At 65.0% G+C, this 19,406-nt stretch carries 17 protein-coding genes; 16 read left to right on the forward strand and 1 reads right to left on the reverse strand.

What is annotated here, in order from left to right:
- Positions 1–3: 3 nt before the first annotated feature.
- Complete coding sequence (locus IVB01_RS08660; RefSeq protein WP_247278221.1) at positions 4–429, reverse strand: cupin domain-containing protein; 426 nt, start codon at positions 427–429, stop codon at positions 4–6.
- A 269-nt stretch (positions 430–698) separates the two neighbouring features.
- Here IVB01_RS08660 and IVB01_RS08665 point away from each other — a divergent pair, with 269 nt between their 5' ends.
- The 16 genes from IVB01_RS08665 to IVB01_RS08740 all read left to right on the forward strand — a co-directional run bounded on the left by IVB01_RS08665 (position 699) and on the right by IVB01_RS08740 (position 19,147).
- Positions 699–1,364, forward strand: coding sequence for an HAD family hydrolase (locus IVB01_RS08665; protein WP_247278220.1), 666 nt, complete (start codon positions 699–701; stop codon positions 1,362–1,364).
- 8 nt (positions 1,365–1,372) lie between these two features.
- Entirely contained in the window at positions 1,373–2,323 is a 951-nt protein-coding gene (locus IVB01_RS08670) for a sugar-binding domain-containing protein (protein WP_247278219.1), read from the forward strand.
- A 354-nt stretch (positions 2,324–2,677) separates the two neighbouring features.
- Positions 2,678–3,931 (forward strand): sugar ABC transporter substrate-binding protein, encoded by a 1,254-nt coding sequence (locus IVB01_RS08675; protein ID WP_247278272.1) that lies wholly within the window; start codon positions 2,678–2,680, stop codon positions 3,929–3,931.
- A 92-nt stretch (positions 3,932–4,023) separates the two neighbouring features.
- Complete coding sequence (locus IVB01_RS08680) at positions 4,024–4,896, forward strand: sugar ABC transporter permease (protein ID WP_247278218.1); 873 nt, start codon at positions 4,024–4,026, stop codon at positions 4,894–4,896.
- 1 nt (position 4,897) lies between these two features.
- On the forward strand, positions 4,898–5,728 hold the full coding sequence (locus IVB01_RS08685) for a carbohydrate ABC transporter permease (RefSeq protein ID WP_247278217.1): 831 nt from the start codon (positions 4,898–4,900) through the stop codon (positions 5,726–5,728).
- A 15-nt stretch (positions 5,729–5,743) separates the two neighbouring features.
- Positions 5,744–6,751 carry an ABC transporter ATP-binding protein gene (locus tag IVB01_RS08690; RefSeq protein ID WP_247278216.1) on the forward strand — a complete coding sequence of 336 codons (1,008 nt, stop codon included), beginning with the start codon at positions 5,744–5,746 and terminating at the stop codon, positions 6,749–6,751.
- A gap of 31 nt (positions 6,752–6,782) precedes the next feature.
- Positions 6,783–7,556 (forward strand): SDR family oxidoreductase, encoded by a 774-nt coding sequence (locus IVB01_RS08695; RefSeq protein ID WP_247278215.1) that lies wholly within the window; start codon positions 6,783–6,785, stop codon positions 7,554–7,556.
- Between the two features lie 37 nt (positions 7,557–7,593).
- Positions 7,594–9,237 (forward strand): FGGY-family carbohydrate kinase, encoded by a 1,644-nt coding sequence (locus tag IVB01_RS08700; protein ID WP_247415377.1) that lies wholly within the window; start codon positions 7,594–7,596, stop codon positions 9,235–9,237.
- A gap of 5 nt (positions 9,238–9,242) precedes the next feature.
- The gene (locus IVB01_RS08705) at positions 9,243–10,178 is read left to right on the forward strand and encodes a carbohydrate kinase (protein WP_247278214.1); all 936 of its coding nucleotides are present in this window, start codon (positions 9,243–9,245) and stop codon (positions 10,176–10,178) included.
- A gap of 116 nt (positions 10,179–10,294) precedes the next feature.
- On the forward strand, positions 10,295–11,716 hold the full coding sequence (locus IVB01_RS08710; RefSeq protein ID WP_247494473.1) for an amidase: 1,422 nt from the start codon (positions 10,295–10,297) through the stop codon (positions 11,714–11,716).
- Positions 11,717–11,797: 81 nt separating this feature from the next.
- Positions 11,798–12,748: an ABC transporter permease gene (locus IVB01_RS08715; RefSeq protein WP_247278213.1), complete on the forward strand. Its 951-nt coding sequence runs from the start codon at positions 11,798–11,800 to the stop codon at positions 12,746–12,748.
- Positions 12,745–13,632, forward strand: coding sequence for an ABC transporter permease (locus tag IVB01_RS08720; RefSeq protein ID WP_247278212.1), 888 nt, complete (start codon positions 12,745–12,747; stop codon positions 13,630–13,632). The genes IVB01_RS08715 and IVB01_RS08720 overlap by 4 nt, the downstream gene beginning before the upstream one ends.
- 2 nt (positions 13,633–13,634) lie before the next feature.
- A complete protein-coding gene (locus IVB01_RS08725) occupies positions 13,635–14,648 on the forward strand; it encodes an ABC transporter ATP-binding protein (RefSeq protein ID WP_247278211.1) in 1,014 nt (337 codons plus the stop codon).
- Positions 14,645–15,652: an oligopeptide/dipeptide ABC transporter ATP-binding protein gene (locus IVB01_RS08730; RefSeq protein WP_247278210.1), complete on the forward strand. Its 1,008-nt coding sequence runs from the start codon at positions 14,645–14,647 to the stop codon at positions 15,650–15,652. Before IVB01_RS08725 ends, IVB01_RS08730 begins: the two co-directional genes overlap by 4 nt.
- Positions 15,653–15,708: 56 nt before the next feature.
- Positions 15,709–17,205 carry an ABC transporter substrate-binding protein gene (locus IVB01_RS08735; RefSeq protein ID WP_247278209.1) on the forward strand — a complete coding sequence of 499 codons (1,497 nt, stop codon included), beginning with the start codon at positions 15,709–15,711 and terminating at the stop codon, positions 17,203–17,205.
- 292 nt (positions 17,206–17,497) lie between these two features.
- Complete coding sequence (locus tag IVB01_RS08740; RefSeq protein WP_249809004.1) at positions 17,498–19,147, forward strand: amidase family protein; 1,650 nt, start codon at positions 17,498–17,500, stop codon at positions 19,145–19,147.
- The last annotated feature ends 259 nt before the right edge of the window (positions 19,148–19,406 follow it).

The following is a 19,406-nucleotide window of genomic DNA, read 5'->3' on the forward strand; positions in this document are numbered from 1 at the left end:
CGGTCAGGACTGCAGCACCGGTACCAATCCGTAGCGCAGCATCGTCTCCTTCATCTTTGCCGGATCGGGTGTACCGGCGGTGAGCAGGGCCGCCATTTCCTTGAAGTATTGCGGGCCCAGCACGCCGGGGGTGAGTGTGCACAGGCAGGTCGCCGGCCGGGGTGAACGGTTGGTGAAGCTGTGCACGACGCCGCGCTTGATGAACGCGGTCTCGCCCGGCGCCACGTCGACCTCCGTTCCGTCGATCCGCCAGGTCGAGATGCCGCTGAGTCCATAGATCGTTTCGTCCCAGCGATCGTGATAGTGAGGGATCGGCATGCGCGCGTTCGGTTGGAGGGTCATTTCGAACAGATCGAGGCTGCCGTCGGTGTCGTCCTTGCTCCGCAGAAAGATTAGCTGCAGCGCACCAAGATTGATGATCTCAGGCATGGCAAACTCATTGGGTCGTGTGCGGTCGCGAACCTTACCGCGTTCGGGCAGTGAGCCAAAGCGCTCTGGTGATACCATGATCTGGGTGGCGCAATTGGCGCAATCCTACTTGCCGACGCTGTTCCGCCGCGGCGGCTGCGTATCCTCGGCAACATCAAGCGTTGCCGGCGATCGACCGGCAGGTGGCGCATTGAGGCGCAGACCGCGCCGCGAGGGCTTGCCCCAGCTGAGCTATTGCTCGTCAGTTGGGTATATGATCGAATGGCTGGATGCACCAGGGCCGGCTGAAACCCGATCTGATCATCTTCGACTGCGACGGCGTGCTCGTCGACAGCGAGCTGTTGAGCTGCCGCTGCCTGTCCGAAGTGCTGGCCGAATCCGGCTTCGCGCTCAGTGAGGCGCAGGCGCTCGAACTCTTTCTCGGGCGGAGCACCAAGGCGATCGAGCAGCATTATCACGATCTCGGGCAAACCGTGCCGCACGGCTTCCTGCCGCGATTGAAGTCGCGCGTGCTCGAGACGTTTGCCGCCTCGCTCGAACCGATCCCCGGGGTTGGGGCGGTGCTGTCGGACCTGACGGTGCCGTTCTGCGTGGCCTCGTCGAGCGATATCGACCGCGTATCGCTCTCGCTCGACGTCACCGGCCTCAAGCCGCTGTTCGACGATCGCATCTACACGGCGCAGATGGTCAAGCGCGGCAAACCGGCGCCCGACCTTTTCCTCCACGCGGCCGAGAAGATGCGCATACCGCCCGCGCGCACATTGGTGATAGAGGACAGCGTCAGCGGCGTGCAGGCGGGCAAGGCGGCGGGCATGACTGTCTGGGGATTTGTTGGCGGAGGCCATTACAGCACCCGGGACGGGCAGGCTATATTGTCGGGCGCCGGGGCCGATCGGGTCTTCGAGCGCATGAGCGATTTCTGGAAGGACGTCTGACGCCTGCCATGGCCGCCGAGAATGAGAAATCGAGGCTCGACGACGCCGCGCGCGCCGGCTGGCTCTATTTCATTGCCGGTCATACCCAGGACGAGATCGCAAAGATGCTCCAGGTCTCGCGTGCCTCGGCGCAGCGGCTGGTCTCGCTCTGCCTCGCCGAGCGGCTGATCACGTTTCGGCTCGAGCATCCCATCGCCGCCTGCATGGAACTGGCGGCGCGCCTGAAGCAGCGCTTTGATCTGGTTCATTGCGAGGTGGTGCCGGCCGACCCTGCGGCGCCGCAGGCTACCGCGGGCATCGCCGAGCGTTGCGCCAACCTGCTCGATTCCACGCTGCGCTCGGAGACGCCGGTCATCGTCGCACTCGGCACCGGACGGGCGGTGCGCGCCGCGGTCGAGCGCGTTACGCCGATTGACCGGCCCAATCATCAGATCGTCTCGCTGGTCGGCAACATCTCCGCCGACGGCTCGGCGAGCTTCTACGACACCGTCGGCCGGCTCGCCGACCGCACCGGCGCGCGGCATTATCCGATGCCGTTGCCGTTCCTGATGTCGTCCGAGGACGAGCGCAACAAGATGGTCCGCATCGAGCCGATCGCCAAGGTGAAGGCGGTCGCGGCCAAGGCGGACCTTCGCCTCGTCGGCATCGGCCAGATGGACCAGAAGGCGCAGGTCCATGTCGATGGCTTCGTCACCCGCGATGAATTGTTCGAGATGATGCGGTTAGGTGCCATCGGCGAGATCACCGGCTGGGCCTATGATTCCAACGGTCGCCTGCTCAAATCCGGCACCAACAAGCGCCTGACCAGCATCCCGCCGGAAGTCCCGGCCAAGACCACGACGATCGGCGCCGCGATCGGCGCCGCCAAGGTGCCGGCGATCGCGGCCGCGATGAACGGGCGATTGATCAACGGCCTGATCACGGACGAGGCGACGGCAAGGGCGATCTTGGAGCGGTAGGGCGTTTGCGCTTTCGGCGTGCGCACGAGGCGGGAAGTCTCTCAACCACACCGCTGTCATTGTCCGCGAAGGCGGACGATCCAGCACGCCGCGGCCCCGCTTGGGCCAACCAACCGCACCGAGTACTGGATGCCCCGCTTTCGCGGGGCATGACAGCGTGGGTGCTCCCGCATCGCAGCACTCATAAGTTGCGGGAAGGGCCGCACGCCCTGCTTGACAACTGCGCCTGCTTGCGCTGAACATATGCCCAACGCGTGGGCATGTACTCAAAAGCGCGACTCTAGGGAGGTCTCCGTGAAACACGTCCTCGGCGCCGTCTGCGGCGCGTCTTGCCTGCTGCTGGCCATCCCCGCGATGGCCGAAACGACCCTGACCATCGCCACCGTCAACAATGGCGACATGATCCGCATGCAGGGGCTGACGGGTGAGTTCACCAAGAAGAACCCTGACATCACCGTGAAATGGGTGACGCTAGAGGAGAACGTACTGCGCCAGCGCGTCACCACCGACATCGCCACCAAGGGCGGTCAGTTCGACGTGCTGACCATCGGCACCTATGAGGTGCCGATCTGGGCCAAGAAGGGCTGGCTGGTGCCGTTGGCCAATCTCGGCGCCGATTACGACGTCGCCGACCTGCTGCCGAAGATCAAGGATGCGGTCTCCTCCGACGGCAAGCTTTACGCCGCGCCGTTCTACGGTGAGAGCTCGATGGTGATGTATCGCACCGATCTGGTCGAGAAGGCCGGCCTGAAGATGCCGGAAAAGCCGAGCTGGGATTTCGTGATTGATGCCGCCAAGAAGCTCACCGACAAGAGCGCCGGCGTCTACGGCATCTGCCTGCGCGGCAAGGCCGGCTGGGGCGAGAACATGGCGTTCCTCTCGGCCATGGCTAATTCCTATGGCGCGCGCTGGTTCGACGAGAAGTGGCAGCCGCAGTTCAACACGCCGGAATGGAAGGCGACGCTGACGACCTACGTCAATCTCATGAAGGAGGCCGGTCCTCCCGGCGCGAGCTCCAACGGCTTCAACGAGAACCTGGCGCTGTTCAACGCCGGCAAGTGCGCGATGTGGATCGACGCCACGGTCGCGGCATCTTTCGTCACCAATCCGAAGGAGTCCAAGGTCGCCGACAAGGTCGGCTTCGCGCTCGCGCCCAACACCGGGCTCGGCAAGAACGCCAACTGGTTATGGGCCTGGAATCTCGCGATCCCCGCCGGCTCCAAGAAGACGGAAGCGGCCGAGAAGTTCATCGCCTGGGCCACGAGCAAGGACTACACCAAGCTCGTCGCGTCGAAGGAGGGCTGGGCCAACGTGCCGCCGGGCACGCGGACCTCGCTCTACCAGAACGAGGATTATCTGAAAGTCGCCCCCTTCGCCAAGTTGACGCTGGCCTCGATCGACGCGGCCGATCCGAACAAGCCGACGGTGAAACCAGTGCCATACGTCGGCGTGCAATACGCCGCGATCCCCGAATTCCAGGGCATCGGCACGCAGGTGGGCCAGCAGTTCTCGGCCGCGCTTTCGGGATCAATGACGGTCGACGCCGCGCTAACCGCCGCGCAATCCGCGACCGAGCGCGAGATGAAGCGCGCCGGCTACATCAAGTGAACCCGAGCTCTCCCTCCTGAGCTCAAACTGGCGGCCATCCGCCCATCCCCGGATGGATGGCCGCCTTTCTTCCCCGAAAGGAGAAGTCAGGGATGGCAACCCGGCAGACGCAATTTCTTGCGCGCTCGCTCCTGACGCCAGCGGTTGGGCTGCTGTTCATCTGGATGATCGTCCCGCTCGCGCTGACGATCTATTTCGCGACGCTGCATTACAGTCTGCTCGATCCCGGCTCGGAATCGTTCGTCGGCCTGGAAAATTTTCGCTACTTCCTGACCGATCCCGCCTTCCTTGCCTCGCTCCAGAACACCTTGGTGCTGGTCGGCTCCGTGCTGGCACTCACGATCCTGCTCGGCATTCCTCTGGCGCTGCTGATGGACCAGCCCGTGATCGGCCGCAATTTCGTCCGGCTGATGGTGATCGCGCCGTTCTTTGTGATGCCCACGGTGAGCGCGCTGGTCTGGAAGAATCTGCTGATGCACCCGGTATCGGGACTGTTTGCCTGGCTTGCTTCGCTGTTCGGCCTGACGCCGATCGACTGGTTCAACGATATGCCGCTGTTTGCGGTGATCCTGATCGTGACCTGGCAATGGCTGCCGTTCGCGACGCTGATCCTGCTCACCGCACTGCAATCGCTCGACGAGGAGCAGAAGGAAGCTGCCGAGATGGATGGCGCCAGCGCCGTCTCGACCTTCATCTACATCACCCTGCCGCACCTCGCGCGCCCCATCACGGTAGTGATCCTGATCGAGACCATCTTCCTGCTGACCGTGTTCGCCGAGATCTTCGTCACCACTGGCGGGGGTCCCGGTCTTCAGACCACCAATATCGCCTTCCTGATCTATTCGCAGGCGCTGATCCAGTTCGACGTCGGCAGCGCCTCCGCGGGCGGCCTCGTTGCCGTGGCGATCGCCAACATCGTCGCTTTCTTCCTGGTCCGCATCGTCGGCCGCAATTTGGAGGCCTGACATGGCACGGATGGCGACGACGCGGCGAGTGGCGATATCGACCGCAGCGGCCTGGCTGTTCGGATTTCTGATCTTCTTCCCGATTCTGTGGATGGTGCTGGCGAGCTTCAAGACCGAGCTCGAGGCCTTCGCCATCCCGCCGTCCTTCCTGTTCTTCCACTGGACCACGGAAAACTACGCGACCGTGCAGGAGCGCAGCGACTATTTCCACCACGCCATGAACTCGGTCATCATCGCCGGCGGCTCGACGCTGATTGCGCTTTTGATCGCCATCCCGGCGGCTTGGTCGATGGCATTCTCGCCGACCAAGCGCACCAAGGACATCCTGCTCTGGATGCTCTCGACCAAGATGATGCCGCCGGTCGGCGTGCTGGTGCCGATCTACCTGATCTACAAATCCTTCGGCCTGCTCGATTCCCGCATCGGCCTCGTCTTCATCCTCTGCCTCGGCAATCTGCCGATCGTCATCTGGATGCTGTTCACCTATTTCAAGGAGATCCCGCGCGATATCCTCGAGGCCGCGCGCATGGACGGCGCCACCATCGGCCGCGAACTCGTCTACGTGCTGACGCCGATGGCGATCCCGGGGCTCGCATCGACGCTGCTGCTCAACCTGATCCTCGCCTGGAACGAGGCGTTCTGGACGCTCAACCTGTCGACCTCGAACGCCGCGCCGCTCACCACGTTCATCGCGTCCTATTCGAGCCCGGAAGGGCTGTTCTGGGCAAAGCTGTCGGCGGCCTCCACGCTGGCGATCGCGCCCATTCTCGTCCTCGGTTGGTTCAGCCAGAAGCAGCTCGTGCGCGGGCTCACCTTCGGCGCGGTGAAGTAGAGGGGCTGCCGGATCATGGGTCAGATCACACTTCAGGGCGTGCAGAAATCCTTCGGCCCCGTGCACATCATCAAGGGCGCCGATCTGGACATCGCCGACGGCTCCTTCGTGGTGTTCGTCGGTCCCTCCGGCTGCGGCAAGACCACGCTCTTGCGGCTAATTGCCGGGCTCGAGGACGTCTCCGGCGGCAAGATCCTGATCGACGGCAAGAACGTGGTCGACACGCCGCCCGCCAAGCGCGGGCTCTCAATGGTGTTCCAGTCCTATGCGCTCTATCCGCATATGAGCGTGCGCGGCAATATCGGCTTCGGCCTGAAGATGGCGGGGCTGCCGAAGGAGGAGATCAACCGCAAGGTCGAGGCCGCAGCCGCGACGCTGAATCTCACGCCCTATCTCGACCGCAAGCCGCGCGAGCTCTCCGGCGGCCAGCGCCAGCGCGTCGCGATTGGCCGCGCCATCGTCCGCGAGCCCAAGGCGTTCCTGTTCGACGAGCCGCTCTCGAACCTCGATGCAGCGCTGCGTGTGCAGATGCGCATCGAGGTGACGCGGCTCCAGAAGCAGCTCGGCACCACCGCGATCTACGTCACCCACGATCAGGTCGAGGCCATGACCATGGCCGACAAGATTGTCGTGCTCAACGGCGGCAAGATCGAGCAATATGGCTCACCGCTGGAGCTCTATGAGCGGCCGGCCAATCTCTTTGTCGCCGGCTTCATCGGCTCGCCCAAGATGAATTTCGTAACCGGCGAGCTCGCCAAGCAGCAAGGCGCGGCGACCATTGGCGTGCGTCCCGAGCACCTCAAGATCGAGCGCGACGGCGCCGGCGGCTGGCAAGGAACGATCGCAGTCGCCGAGCATCTCGGCAGCGATACCTTTCTCTACGTCGACGCCGGTTCGCTCGGCATGCTGACGGCGCGCTACATCGGCGAATTGAGCCTGCACGCCGGTGATCGCGTGTCGCTGGTGCCGGACCCCGCGCGCATCCACCGCTTCGACGATGGCGGCAAGGCGCTTCGAAGCTAACAAGAAACGGCAAGAAAACGGGAAGACGATCATGTACCTGGACAAATTCAAGCTGAACGGCAAGAGCGCGTTCATCACCGGCGGCGGGCAGGGCATTGGCCTTGCTTGCGCCGAAGCGCTGGCTGAGGCCGGCGCCAGGGTCGTGATCGGTGATCGCGACAGCAAGGTCGCCGACAGCGCCAAAGCCACCCTGAAGGCCAAGGGCTACGACATCGAGACCGCGATCATGGACGTCACCGATACCAAGCGCGTCGCGGAGGTCGCAAACGACCTCGTCGCCCGCCACGGCAAGGTCGACATCCTCGTCAACAATGCCGGCATCGCGCGCAGCGAGACGCCGGCCGAGACCGTCACCGACGAGCACTGGCTCAACGTCATCGACGTCAACCTCAACGGCACCTTCTGGTGCTGCCGCGAGTTCGGCAAGCACATGTTGAAGGCTAGAAGCGGTGCCATCGTCAATGTCGGCTCGATGTCTGGCTTCATCGTCAACAAGCCGCAGGAGCAGTGCTTCTACAACGCCTCCAAGGCCGGTGTGCACCATCTCACCAAGTCGCTCGCCGCCGAATGGGGCGCACGCGGCATCCGCGTCAACGCGGTGGCGCCGACCTATATCGAAACGCCGCTGAACGCCTTCGTGAAGAGCAATCCGAAAATGTACGACGCCTGGATCGGCGGAACCCCGATGGCGCGGATGGGGCAGGTCGAGGAGATCGCCTCCGTCGTGCTGTTCCTCTCGTCCGAGGCCGCAAGCCTGATGACCGGCAGCATCGTGCTGGTGGATGGCGGCTACACTTGCTGGTAGGCTTGCGTCAAAGCTGACGAAGCGACCGGGAGCGACAATGCCGCGAGCGTATATCGGCGTCGATGTAGGGACCACAAGCACGCGGGCAGGGGTGTTTGACGAAGCGGGCACGCTGCTCGCTCTGGCGCGACATCCGATCCGGACCTGGCACGAGGCCGGCGATATCGTTGAGCAGTCGTCCCAGGACATCTGGGACGCCTGCGCGACATCGGTACGCGCGGCGATGACGGAAGCTGGCATCACGCCCGATAGCGTCCGTGGCATCGGTTTCGATGCCACCTGTTCCCTAGTCGTCCTCGATAGGCAAGGCGAGCCACTCACGGTCAGTGGCTCCGGGGATAAGCAGCGCAACGTCATCGTCTGGATGGACCACCGCGCCACCGCCGAGGCGAGGCTGATCAACGAGACCGAGGATGCCGTGCTGCGCTATGTCGGCGGCTCGATCTCGCCCGAGATGCAGATGCCGAAGCTGCTTTGGCTGAAGCGGCATCTTCGGGCGAGTTTCGACGCCGCTGGTTACTTCTTCGATCTGGCTGATTATCTGGCCTGGCGCGCGACCGGCTCGCTCCAGCGCTCGACTTGCACCGTCACCTGCAAGTGGAACTACCTCGCACATGATGGCGGCTGGAGCGCGCCATTCTTCAAGCGCATTGGCCTGTCGGACTTCGTCAGCGAGACATGCGCGCGCATTGGCACCGAGATGGTCGCCCCCGGCACGCGGCTCGGTGCCGGTCTCACGCCCGCCGCGGCGGCCGAACTGGGCCTGTCGCCGGGCACGCCGGTCGGGGCGTCGCTGATCGACGCGCATGCGGGCGGCATCGGTGCGATCGGCGGCCGCGACGGCTCGGGCGGAGCAGCAGACGCATGCGATCGCCTCGCCTACATCATGGGGACATCGGCCTGCATCATGGCGACCACGAAGGAACCCTGTTTCGTGCCCGGCGTATGGGGACCTTACTACTCCGGCATGGTGCCGGACTTATGGCTCAACGAGGGTGGCCAGTCGGCCGCGGGCGCCGCGATCGATCACCTCCTCAAGTCGCATCCGGGTTTTGGCGAGGCGAGCGCGGCGGCGCGTAACGAGCGCCTCGACCTCATCGACTTCCTCGAGCGCCGCATCATCGCGCGCGCAGGCGATGCCAGCCGCGCCGCGCTGCTCGCGCGTGACGTGCATGTGCTTCCCGAATTCATCGGCAACCGTTCGCCCTACGCTGATCCTGACACGCGCGCGGTGATCGCCGGTCTCGATCTCGACACCGACATCGCTTCGATGGAGCGGCTATTCGTCGCCGGCCTCTGCGGGCTCGCCTATGGGCTCGCCGAGGTGATCGAGGCCTTTGCCGCGCATGGCGTTCGCTCCAGCATCATGATCATGGGCGGTGGGGCCAGCCGTAGCCCGCTGGTGCGCCAGATCATGGCCGATACGACCGGCCTCACGGTCGCGCTGCCGCAGACCAAGGAGCCGGTGCTGCTGGGTGCCGCGATGCTCGGCGCAGTGGCCGGCGGCGCCTATGCCTCGATCGGCGAGACCATGGCAAAAATGTCGGCGTTGGGACGCAAGAGCGAGCCGACCGCTCCCGATATGGCGGCGTTTCACGCCCGCAAGCGCGAGGTCTACAAGCTGCTACGCAACGTCGACCGCGGCAGCCGCGCGGCGATGAGCGACATCGCGAGGGGTTGAAACGGATGCTGATTGCCTGTGGCGATGCGCTGATCGATTTCGTGCCGACGCGAAGCACTGAGGGACGTGAAGCGGTAATGCCCGCGGTCGGCGGCGCCTGCCTCAACGTGGCCATCGGCATGGCGCGGCTGGGGGCGCCGACAAGTTTCGTCGGAGGCATCTCGACCGACTTATTCGGCCGCATGATCGCAGATCATGCCACCGTCTCCAACGTCGGCCTCGATCTCGCTACCCGCAGTGATCACCAGACCACGCTGGCTTTCGTCCGCATCGTCGCCGGCGAGTCGCATTACGCCTTCTACGATGCCGAGACCGCGACGCGGAACTGGACCTACCGGCGAGGTACGATTCCGTTCGATGCGGTGGACGCCCTCCATGTCGGTTCGACCACGCTGGTCAATGATCAGGGCGCAGCGGAGACGACGGCATTGGTCGCGGACGCGCGGGCGTCAGCAACCATCTCCTTCGATCCGAACTGCCGCCCCAATCTGGTCAAGGACAAGCCGGCCTATCTCGCGCGCATGGCCGGCTTCGCTGCCAGCGCCGATCTCATCAAGATGTCCGACGTCGATTTCGCCTATCTCTTCGGGGACGAGCCATATCAACAACGCGCGAGCGCGTTGCTGGGGCAGGGTACGAGCCTTGTCGTCATCACCCGCGGCAACGACGGCGCGGTCGCCTGGCACCCGGGCGCAGGACGGATCGAGGTCGCCGCGCCCAAGGTCGAGGTGGCCGACACGATCGGGGCCGGCGACAGCTTTCAGGCGGCGCTGCTGTTCGCTCTGCACAAGCAGGGTCGCATTGCCCGGCAAACCTTGAAGGACATCAGTGCCGACGAGCTCCGCCGCGCGCTATCCTTCGCCGCCAATTGCGCCGGCCTCACTTGCACCCGTCCGGGCGCCGATCCGCCCTGGAGCCACGAGGTGAGTTGGAGCTTGTAGCGATTGCCACCCCTGCGGTTGCCGCGATTCGGTGGACAATGGTTATGCGCCCGCGGAAATGGACAGGATAGACCCGAGCTGGCAAGGTCCGAGCGTCCATGACGCGGGGCTTCGATATGAGCAATGATCCCTGTTTTTTGTCTGCCACTGAACTGCGCGGCCTCTTTGCCGGGAAGCGGATCTCGCCGGTCGAGATCGTCCGCGCCGTGCTTGCGCGCGCCGAGGCGCTCCAGGTCGAATTGAACTGCTTCATCACCTTATGCGGCGACCAGGCGATCGCAGCGGCGCGCGAAGCCGAGCGCAAGATGATGACCGGCGAGCCCCTCGGCCTGCTGCACGGCATCCCCGTCACCGTCAAGGATATCGTCAACACCAAGGGTGTGAAGACCACCTTCGGCGCCGTTCCCTACAAGGACAATGTGCCGAACGAGGATGCCGTCGCGGTGGCGCGGCTGCGCAGCGAAGGCGCGATCCTGATCGGCAAGACCACGACGCCGGAATTCGGCAGCAAGTGCCTGACGGACTCGCCCTTGTTCGGCCGCACCCGCAATGCGTGGGATGCGCGCCGTTCCTCCGGCGGCTCCAGCGGCGGCGCGGCGGTTGCCGTTGCGAGCGGCATCGCGCCGCTTGCAATCGCGACGGACGGTGGCGGCTCGACGCGGATTCCGGCCGCCTGCAACGGCGTGGTTGGGCTGAAGCAGAGCAACGGCGTCGTCCCGCACAGCCAGGCGCTCGATGTGTTCGGCAACCAAACCTATGTCACGCCGACCACCCGCACCGTGGCCGACACCGCGCTGATGATGCAGGCGATGGCCGGCGAGGATCCTTGCGATCCCTGGTCGATCGGCGTCCCCGTGCCTGATTTCATCGGCACCGCCGCTCCGCACGGCGATCTGCGCGGGCAGAAGATCCTGTTCTGTGCTTCGCCGCCCGGACGTCCAGTGTCGCTAGACGTCGCGGCCAGCTTCAAGGCGAGCCTTGATCGGCTGGCGGAGCTCGGTGCCGAGCTTGAAGAGTTCTCCGGCGACGGCTTCGACATAGAGCCAATCTGGCGCGCGATCAACCACACGGTCTGGCGCACGCGCTTTGCAAAGCTCGCCGCAGAGCACGGGGACGAGCTGAGCGAGGCCTTTCGCAAGCAGCTCGCGCTCGCAAGCGAGGTCAGCGGCGTCGAATACCAGGACGCGATGTTCGCGCGCACCGCGCTGTTCCGCCGGGTGCAATCGTTGCTTGCGCACGGGCACCTGCTGGCGATGCCGACACTCACGCGCACGGCGCTGCCGATCGAGCAGGATTTGTTCGGCACCATCGAGATCGACGGCAAGCAGTTCGACAGCGTCCGGCCGCATTGGTTCCCCTGGACCATGCTATTCAACATGACCGGGCATCCCGCCGTCAGCCTGCCCTGCGGCTTCGGCCGTGACGGCCTGCCGATCGGGCTGCAGCTCGTCGGCCGCTTCCGCGGCGAGGCCGAATTGCTGCGCGTGAGCGCGCTGTTCGAGGCTTCAAGTGACCTTCTGTCCCGCTGGCCGGCCTGAGGCGACGGGCATGCGGCAAAGGGCTTGCCTCCGGCACCCGGACATGTTGATCGTGCCTGCTAGCCCTGAAGCCGAGCGCGCATGAGCGTCTTTGTCCTCCGACGTCTGTTGACCTTGCTGGCGACCCTGGTCGGCGCATCGCTGATCATCTTCCTGGTGCTCGACGCGCTTCCCGGCAACGCCGCGCAGATGCTGATGGGGGCCGACGCCTCGCCGGACGCAGTCCGCGCGCTCACCGTCAAGCTCGGGCTCGACCAGCCGCTGGCGGTTCGCTACCTGCAATGGATCAAGGGCCTCCTCGTCGGAGATCTCGGCAACTCCTATGTCTACGGCACGCCGGTCGCGAGCCTGATCGCGGAGCGGCTGGTGCTGACCATTCCGCTCGCGATCATGGCCATGACGATCACGGTGACGCTGGCGCTCTCCGCCGGCATCTACACCGCCGCCAACCACAACAAGCTTGGCGACGTCGGCGTGATGTCACTGACGCAGGTGGGCATCGCGCTGCCGAATTTCTGGTTCGCGATCCTCTTGGTCCTGTTGTTCTCGGTGCGGCTGCAATGGCTCTCGGCGGGCGGCTTTGGCGGCTGGGACGATGGCCTCTGGTCGGGCATCAAGTCGCTGCTGCTGCCGGCGATCTCGCTCGCGGTGGTGCAGGCCGCGATTCTCGCGCGGGTCACCCGCTCGGCCGTGCTCGAGGTGCTGCGTGAGGACTTCGTCCGCACAGCCCGTGCGAAGGGCCTCGGCAAGCGCGAGGTGCTGTGGCGCCATGTGCTGCGTAACGCCATGATCCCCGTGATGACCGTGATGGGGTTGCAATTCGCCAATCTGCTCGCCGGCACCATCGTGATCGAGAACGTGTTCTACCTGCCGGGCCTCGGCCGCCTGATCTTCCAGTCGATCGCCAACCGCGACCTGATCGTGGTGCGCAACTGCGTGATGCTGCTCGCGGCCATGGTCGTCATCGTCAATTTCGTGGTCGATGTGCTCTATGCCTTCATCGATCCCCGCATCAAGGTCCACGACCTGTGAGCGAGCCCCTCACCATCGACGCGCCGATTGCGACGCGGCCGCTGCCGGCTCGGACGTTCTGGCGCCGCGCGCTGCGCCATCGCAGTTTCGTGCTTGGCGGCGCGCTGAGCCTGCTGGTGCTCGCCTCAGCGCTGTTGTCGCTGGTGTGGACGCCGTGGTCGCCCTATGAGATCGACATCGCCTCGAAACTCCGGCCGCCGTCGGCATCGCACTGGCTCGGCACCGATTCCTTCGGCCGAGACATCGTCTCGCTGCTGCTCGCTGGCGCGCGTTCGACCATCATGGTCGGCATCATCGCGGTGAGCATCGGTCTCAGCTTCGGCGTCTGCCTTGGCTTGATCGCCTCGGCCAGGCGCGGCTGGACCGAAGAGATCATCATGCGCTTTGCCGATTTCAGCTTCGCCTTTCCGGCCGTGCTCTCGGCGATCATGCTCGCCGCCGTGTTGGGACCGGGCATGGTGACCTCGATCGTCGCGATCGGTATCTTCCAGATCCCGACGCTGACGCGGCTGACGCGCGGTTCGGCCAACGCGATCTGGGCGCGCGAATTCGTGCTGGCCGCGCGCGCGGCAGGCAAGGGGCGCTTCCGCATCACGATCGAGCACGTGCTGCCCAACATCCTGTCGATCCTGATCGTGCAGGTCACCATCCAGTTCGCGCTTGCCATTCTCGCCGAAGCCGCACTGTCCTATCTCGGCCTCGGCACGCAGCCGCCGCAGCCGTCATGGGGCCGCATGTTGAACGATGCGCAGACGCTGCTGTTCCAGTCGCCGATGCTCGCGGTCTATCCCGGCGCTGCGATCGCGATCGCGGTGCTCGGCCTCAATCTGCTTGGTGACGGATTGCGCGACCTGCTCGATCCCAGACTGGCGCGGGAGCGGTAATAATGGCTGATTCCGCAACCATGCCATTGATCGAGGTCGCTAATCTCGGCGCGCGCCTCAACACCAGCCGCGGGCCGGCGCAGGCCGTGCGTGGCGTCAGCTTTGCCCTTAAGCGCGGCGAGACGCTCGGGCTCGTCGGCGAATCCGGCTGCGGCAAGTCGGTCACGGCGTTATCGCTGATGGGGCTGCTGCCAGACAGCGCGGTGGTCGGCGGCAGCATCAAGCTGGATGGCAACGAGCTCGTCGGGCTTTCGGATGCGGATTATTGTCGCCTGCGCGGCAACCGCATCAGCATGATCTTCCAGGAGCCGATGACCGCGCTCAATCCGATGCACACGATCGGCCACCAGGTCGCCGAGCCGCTGCGGCGTCACAAGAAATATTCGGCGTCACAGGCGCGGCGCGAGACCATCGCCTTGCTCGACCGGGTCGGGCTGCCCGATGCTATCAGGCGCGTCGACGCCTATCCGCACCAGTTTTCCGGCGGCCAGCGCCAGCGTGTCACCATTGCGATGGCGCTCGCCTGCGAGCCGGACCTCTTGATCGCGGACGAGCCGACCACCGCGCTCGACGTCACCATCCAGGGCCAGATCCTCGACCTCATCGCTGATCTCGTCGAGGAGCGCGGCATGTCGATGATCCTGATCTCGCACGATCTCGGTGTCATCGCCGAGAACGTGCAGCGCATGATGGTGATGTACGGCGGCACCGTCGTCGAGAGCGGACCGACCGACGAGGTGTTCCGGCGCATGGGGCATCCCTATACGCAGGGCCTGTTCCGCGCCCGGCCGAAGCTCGGTGCGCGCAAGGGGACGCGGCTGAAGACGATCTTGGGCACAGTGCCGGAGCTCGCCGATTTGCCGTCCGGCTGCACCTTCTCTGATCGCTGTCCCCTGGTGATCGATCAGTGTCGTGCCGCGTTGCCGCCGATGGTGGACGTCGGACCTGGCCATGGCGTGCGTTGCATCAGGACCGACGTATCGATGGCCGAACGCGTCGGAGCGCTGATCGCATGACCGCCGCCGGATTGCTTCTCGAGGTGAAGGATCTCGAGCAGCGCTATACGCTGCCGCGCGAAAGCCTGTTTCGCCCGCCGGGGCAGGTGCGCGCGCTGAACGGCGTGAGCGTGCAGGTCGCCGCGGGCAAGAGCCTCGGCGTCGTCGGCGAATCCGGTTCCGGCAAGTCGACCTTCGCGCGGCTGGTGATGGCGCTGGAGCGGCCGACGTCAGGGCAGGTCGCGCTGCTCGGCTGCGATCTCAACCGCATCTCTGCCGATGAACTGCGCCGTGCCAGGCGTGATTTCCAGATGGTGTTCCAGGACCCTTACGGCTCGCTGGATCCGCGCCAAACCATCGCCCGCATCGTCGCCGAGCCCCTCACCGTGCTGGAGGAGGCGGATCGCACCAAATTCCGCGAACGCGTCGCCGCAGTGCTGCGCCAGGTCGGCTTGCGCGACGCCGACATGGACAAATATCCGCACGAATTCTCCGGCGGGCAGCGCCAGCGCATCGCCATTGCGCGTGCGCTGATCACCCAGCCGAAGCTGATCGTCGCCGACGAGCCGGTCTCCGCGCTCGACGTCTCCGTGCAAGCGCAAGTGTTGAACCTGATGCAGGACCTCCAGGAGCAGTTCGGTCTCAGCTACATCCTGATCAGCCACGATCTCGCCGTCGTCGACTATCTCTGCGACGAGGTTGCGGTGATGTATCTCGGCCGGATCGTCGAACAGGGCCGGCCGCAGGACCTGTTCGAGCACTGCGCCCATCCCTATACGCGCGCGCTCTTGGATGCCGTGCCGCGGGCACGCGCCGGCGGCGGCCGGCGGCGGCGCGGGGCCCAGGCGGCCGCCTCGCAATCGGCGGCGGCGACCGGATGCCCCTACGCCGCGCGCTGTGCCCTCGCTGACCAGCATTGCCGCGCGATCCTGCCTGAGTTACGCAAGGTAGGCGAGGGGCACCTTGCCGCCTGCCACAAGACGGAGGCGGTGATGGCGTTGCCCCGGCCGACCCTGGAAGGTTAGTCTCCAGAGCAGGATTGGCGTAGGCTTGAAGAACAGAGATGGCCGGGGAGTTGCGCATGTTCAGGAAATTATCGATCGTTGCATTCGCCGCCGTGCTTGCCGCAGCGCCGTTGCCGGTGCTGGCGCAGAGCAAGAAGGACAGCGTCGTCATGGCGATGGCGCTGGAGCCGCCGGGTCTCGATCCCACCAACGCCGCCGCCGCCGCGATCGCCGAGGTCACGCTCTACAACATCTATGAGACGCTGACCAAGATCAACGAGGACGGCTCCGTCTCGCCGCTGCTGGCCGAAAGCTGGAGCGCCTCGCCGGACCTGAAGACCTATACGTTCAAGCTGCGCAAGGGCGTCAAATTCCACAACGGCGAGCCGTTCGATTCCGCCGCGGTGAAGTTTTCGTTCGAGCGTAACGCCGTGCCGACCAGCACCAACAAGGACAAGAGCCTGTTCCAGAGCTTCGAGTCCGTTGCGGCGCCCGACGCCGACACGATCGTGATCACCCTGAAGAATTCCGAGCCGAACCTGCCGTTCCTGCTCGGGCAGGCCAGCGGCTCGATCGTCGAGCCGAAGAGCGCTGCCACCAACATCACACAGCCGGTCGGCACCGGGCCTTACCAGTTAGGGGCCTGGGCCAAGGGCTCCTCGATCACCCTGAGCAAATGGGCCGACTATCGCAACGCCGCGGCGATCAAGCTGTCCAAGGTGACGATCCGCTTCATCTCGGATCCGGCGGCGCAGATCGCCGCGCTGCTCTCGGGCGACGTCGATGCGTTCCCGCGCGTGTCGGCCCAGCGCAGCATCGCTCAGTTCAAGGCCGATCCACGGTTCACGGTGCTGGTCGGCGGCTCCAGGGCCAAGACCATCGTCGCGATCAACCACCGCAAGAAACCGCTGGACGACGTCCGCGTCCGCCGCGCCATCCTCGCCGCGATCGACCGCAAAGCGATGATCGACGGCGCCGTCGACGGTTTCGGCACGCCGATCGGCAGCTTCTACGTGCCGGGCGCGCTCGGCTATGTCGACACCACCGGCATCAATCCCTACGATCCCGAGAAGGCCAAGAAGCTGCTCGCCGAGGCCGGCGTCACCACGCCGCTGGAGCTTTCGCTGAAGCTGCCGCCGCCGTCCTATGCGCGGCAGGGCGGCGAGATCGTCGCGGCCCAGCTCGCCAAGGTCGGCATCGTCGCCAAAATCGAGAACGTCGAATGGGCGCAATGGCTGTCGCAGGTGTTCGCCGGCAATGGTCCGCACAATTTCGAGCTCACCATCGTCAGCCATGTCGAGCCGTTCGACCTCGTCAAGATTACCGAGCCGGACTACTATCTCGGCTACAACAACGAAGCCTTCAACGCGCTCTACAAGCAGATCGTGTCCACGCCGGATGAGGCGGCTCGCGCAAAACTTCTCGGTGACGCCCAGCGCATGCTGGCCACCGACGCCGTCTCCGCCTACCTGTACCAGCCGCAGCTGATCACCATCACCAACAAGAAGCTGAAGGGCGTCTGGAAGGACGTCCCGCAATACGAGAATGATTTCTCGACCTGGTATTGGGAGTAAGGGCCGGCTCAAGTCGAGCCTGTCGCTTCCAATTTGACCTCTTCCCATCGGGAAGAGGTCAATCGTTTGGCGTGTCCAAAACAAAAACCTGAAAAACAACCCCATGCACAGTAGGCGTGGATAGTCATTTCAATGGTTTACGCGTTGCGCGGTTCGGTGGTCTGCGCGATGCGCTCGGACGTTGACCCGTCGGGCAAAACACTGGCAATATATCATCATCGCGGCCTCATGGTTCGGGACGCACCGTCAGGCGAGGCACGCCGTGAAGAAGCCATCCTGCCGCGACGCTGGCATGGTCGCGGCTGCCCCTAGCGGCGAGGCGACGACCCCTCTGAAGCTCGACGATGCGCCACTGAGCAATATCGCTCAGGCGCTGGCCAGTGGGCAGGTCACCGCGACGGCGCTGACCAAAGCCTACCTCGCGCGCATCGAGGCCTACGATCGCGGCGGACCCGCGCTCAACGCCGTGCGCGCGCTCAATCCCGACGCGCTCGCGATCGCGGGCAAGCTCGACACCAGCAGACCGTCGGCCAGGCGGCCGCTGGCGGGCATCCCGATCCTGGTGAAGGACAACATCGCGACCGGAGACAAACAGCCGACGACGGCGGGCTCGCTGGCGCTGGAAGGCGCGCGCGCCCGGGACGATGCCACGATCGTCAAGCTGCTGCGGGACGCGGGCGCAGTGATCCTCGGCAAGGCGAACCTGACCGAGTTCTCCAACATGCTCGCGGTCGACATGCCCGGCGGCTACTCGTCGCTGGGTGGTCAAGTGAAGAATCCTTATGGGCCGGCGCTGATGGGCGAGCATGGCATCCCGATCCTGACTCCCGGAGGCTCGAGCGCGGGTTCGGCGGTGGCGGTGGCGGCAGGCCTGTGCGCAGCTTCGATCGGCACCGAGACCTCGGGCTCGCTGCTGTTCCCCGCCAGCCTGAACGGCCTCGTCACCGTCAAGCCGACCGTCGGGCTGATCAGCCGTGCCGGTATCGTGCCGATCGCGCACAGCCAGGACACTGCAGGGCCGATGACGCGCACCGTGCGCGACGCGGCGATGCTGCTGAACGTGCTGGCGGCCAAGGACCCGCTCGACCCGGCCACGCAAAAGCAGCGGCGGCCTGCCGATTATACTGCGGGCCTCGCGCGGGATACGATGAACGGTGCGCGCATTGGCGTGCCGAGCGACCCGGCCGACCCGCTGAACGATTGCTTCTACGGCAAGCTGCTGCCCGACAGGATCAAGGTCATGACCGAGACGATCAAGGTGCTGGAGGATCTTGGCGCCGTCATCGTGCGCGCCAATATGCCGACGCTCGGCTGGATCGGCGGACCGGGCACCACCATGGCCGTGCTCAACCGCAATCCGTTGAGCGAGCAAAAAGGTACTGTCGCAAGGCCGCCGGTCGTCTTCCTCTATGAGCTGAAGCACGACCTCAATCTCTATTTGAACACATGGGCCACAAACACGGACATCAAGAGCATCGCCGACATCGTGGCCTTCAACGAAGCGAACGCGGAGAGGGCGCTGCGTTTCGGCCAAGATCATTTCCTCGCCGCCGACATGACCAGGGGCGATCTCAGCGAGCGCGAGTACAAATCCGCGCGCGCCATGGATCTGCTCTCGGCCAAGACGCGCGGCATGGATGCCTACATGAACGAGCACAAGCTCGATGCGGTGCTGTTCGCAGGCGCCACCGGCGCCGCGATCGCCGCGAGGGCAGGCTATCCCAGCGTCATGGTGCCCGGAGGCTTCATCTCGGGAACGATCGACGGCAAGGACACGCCAGACTATCCGCTCGGCGTCACCTTCGCAGGCCGTGCCTGGAGCGAGCACAAGCTGCTGCGTCTGGCCTACGCCTATGAGCAGGCCTCCAACAAGCGCAAGCCGCCGCCCGGCTTGCTGGCGCCTTGGACCTCACCGGCAGACACCCGATCAGCCTTGCATTGATGAATTGGATCGCTGCTTTCGATCGTAACGCGGACACCCGGGCCCGTCCGCTGGTGCCGCCTTTGTGACCCAACTGAGACATTGGCGCAGAGCTTCTGTCTCGCATCTTGCGTTTAGGAGCACGGCGGCTCTTCGCTCGCCCCGGCTGCCTCATCGTGGATGGCGACACCCTCCAAAATCGTCCGCCTATCGGTGCAGACCGGAAGTGACTAGCGGGCAGCCAGAACAACGCTTTTGACCCGATGCAGACAGGACCGTC

The sequence above is a fragment of the Bradyrhizobium sp. 164 genome (assembly GCF_023073715.1).
Classification (GTDB): domain Bacteria; phylum Pseudomonadota; class Alphaproteobacteria; order Rhizobiales; family Xanthobacteraceae; genus Bradyrhizobium.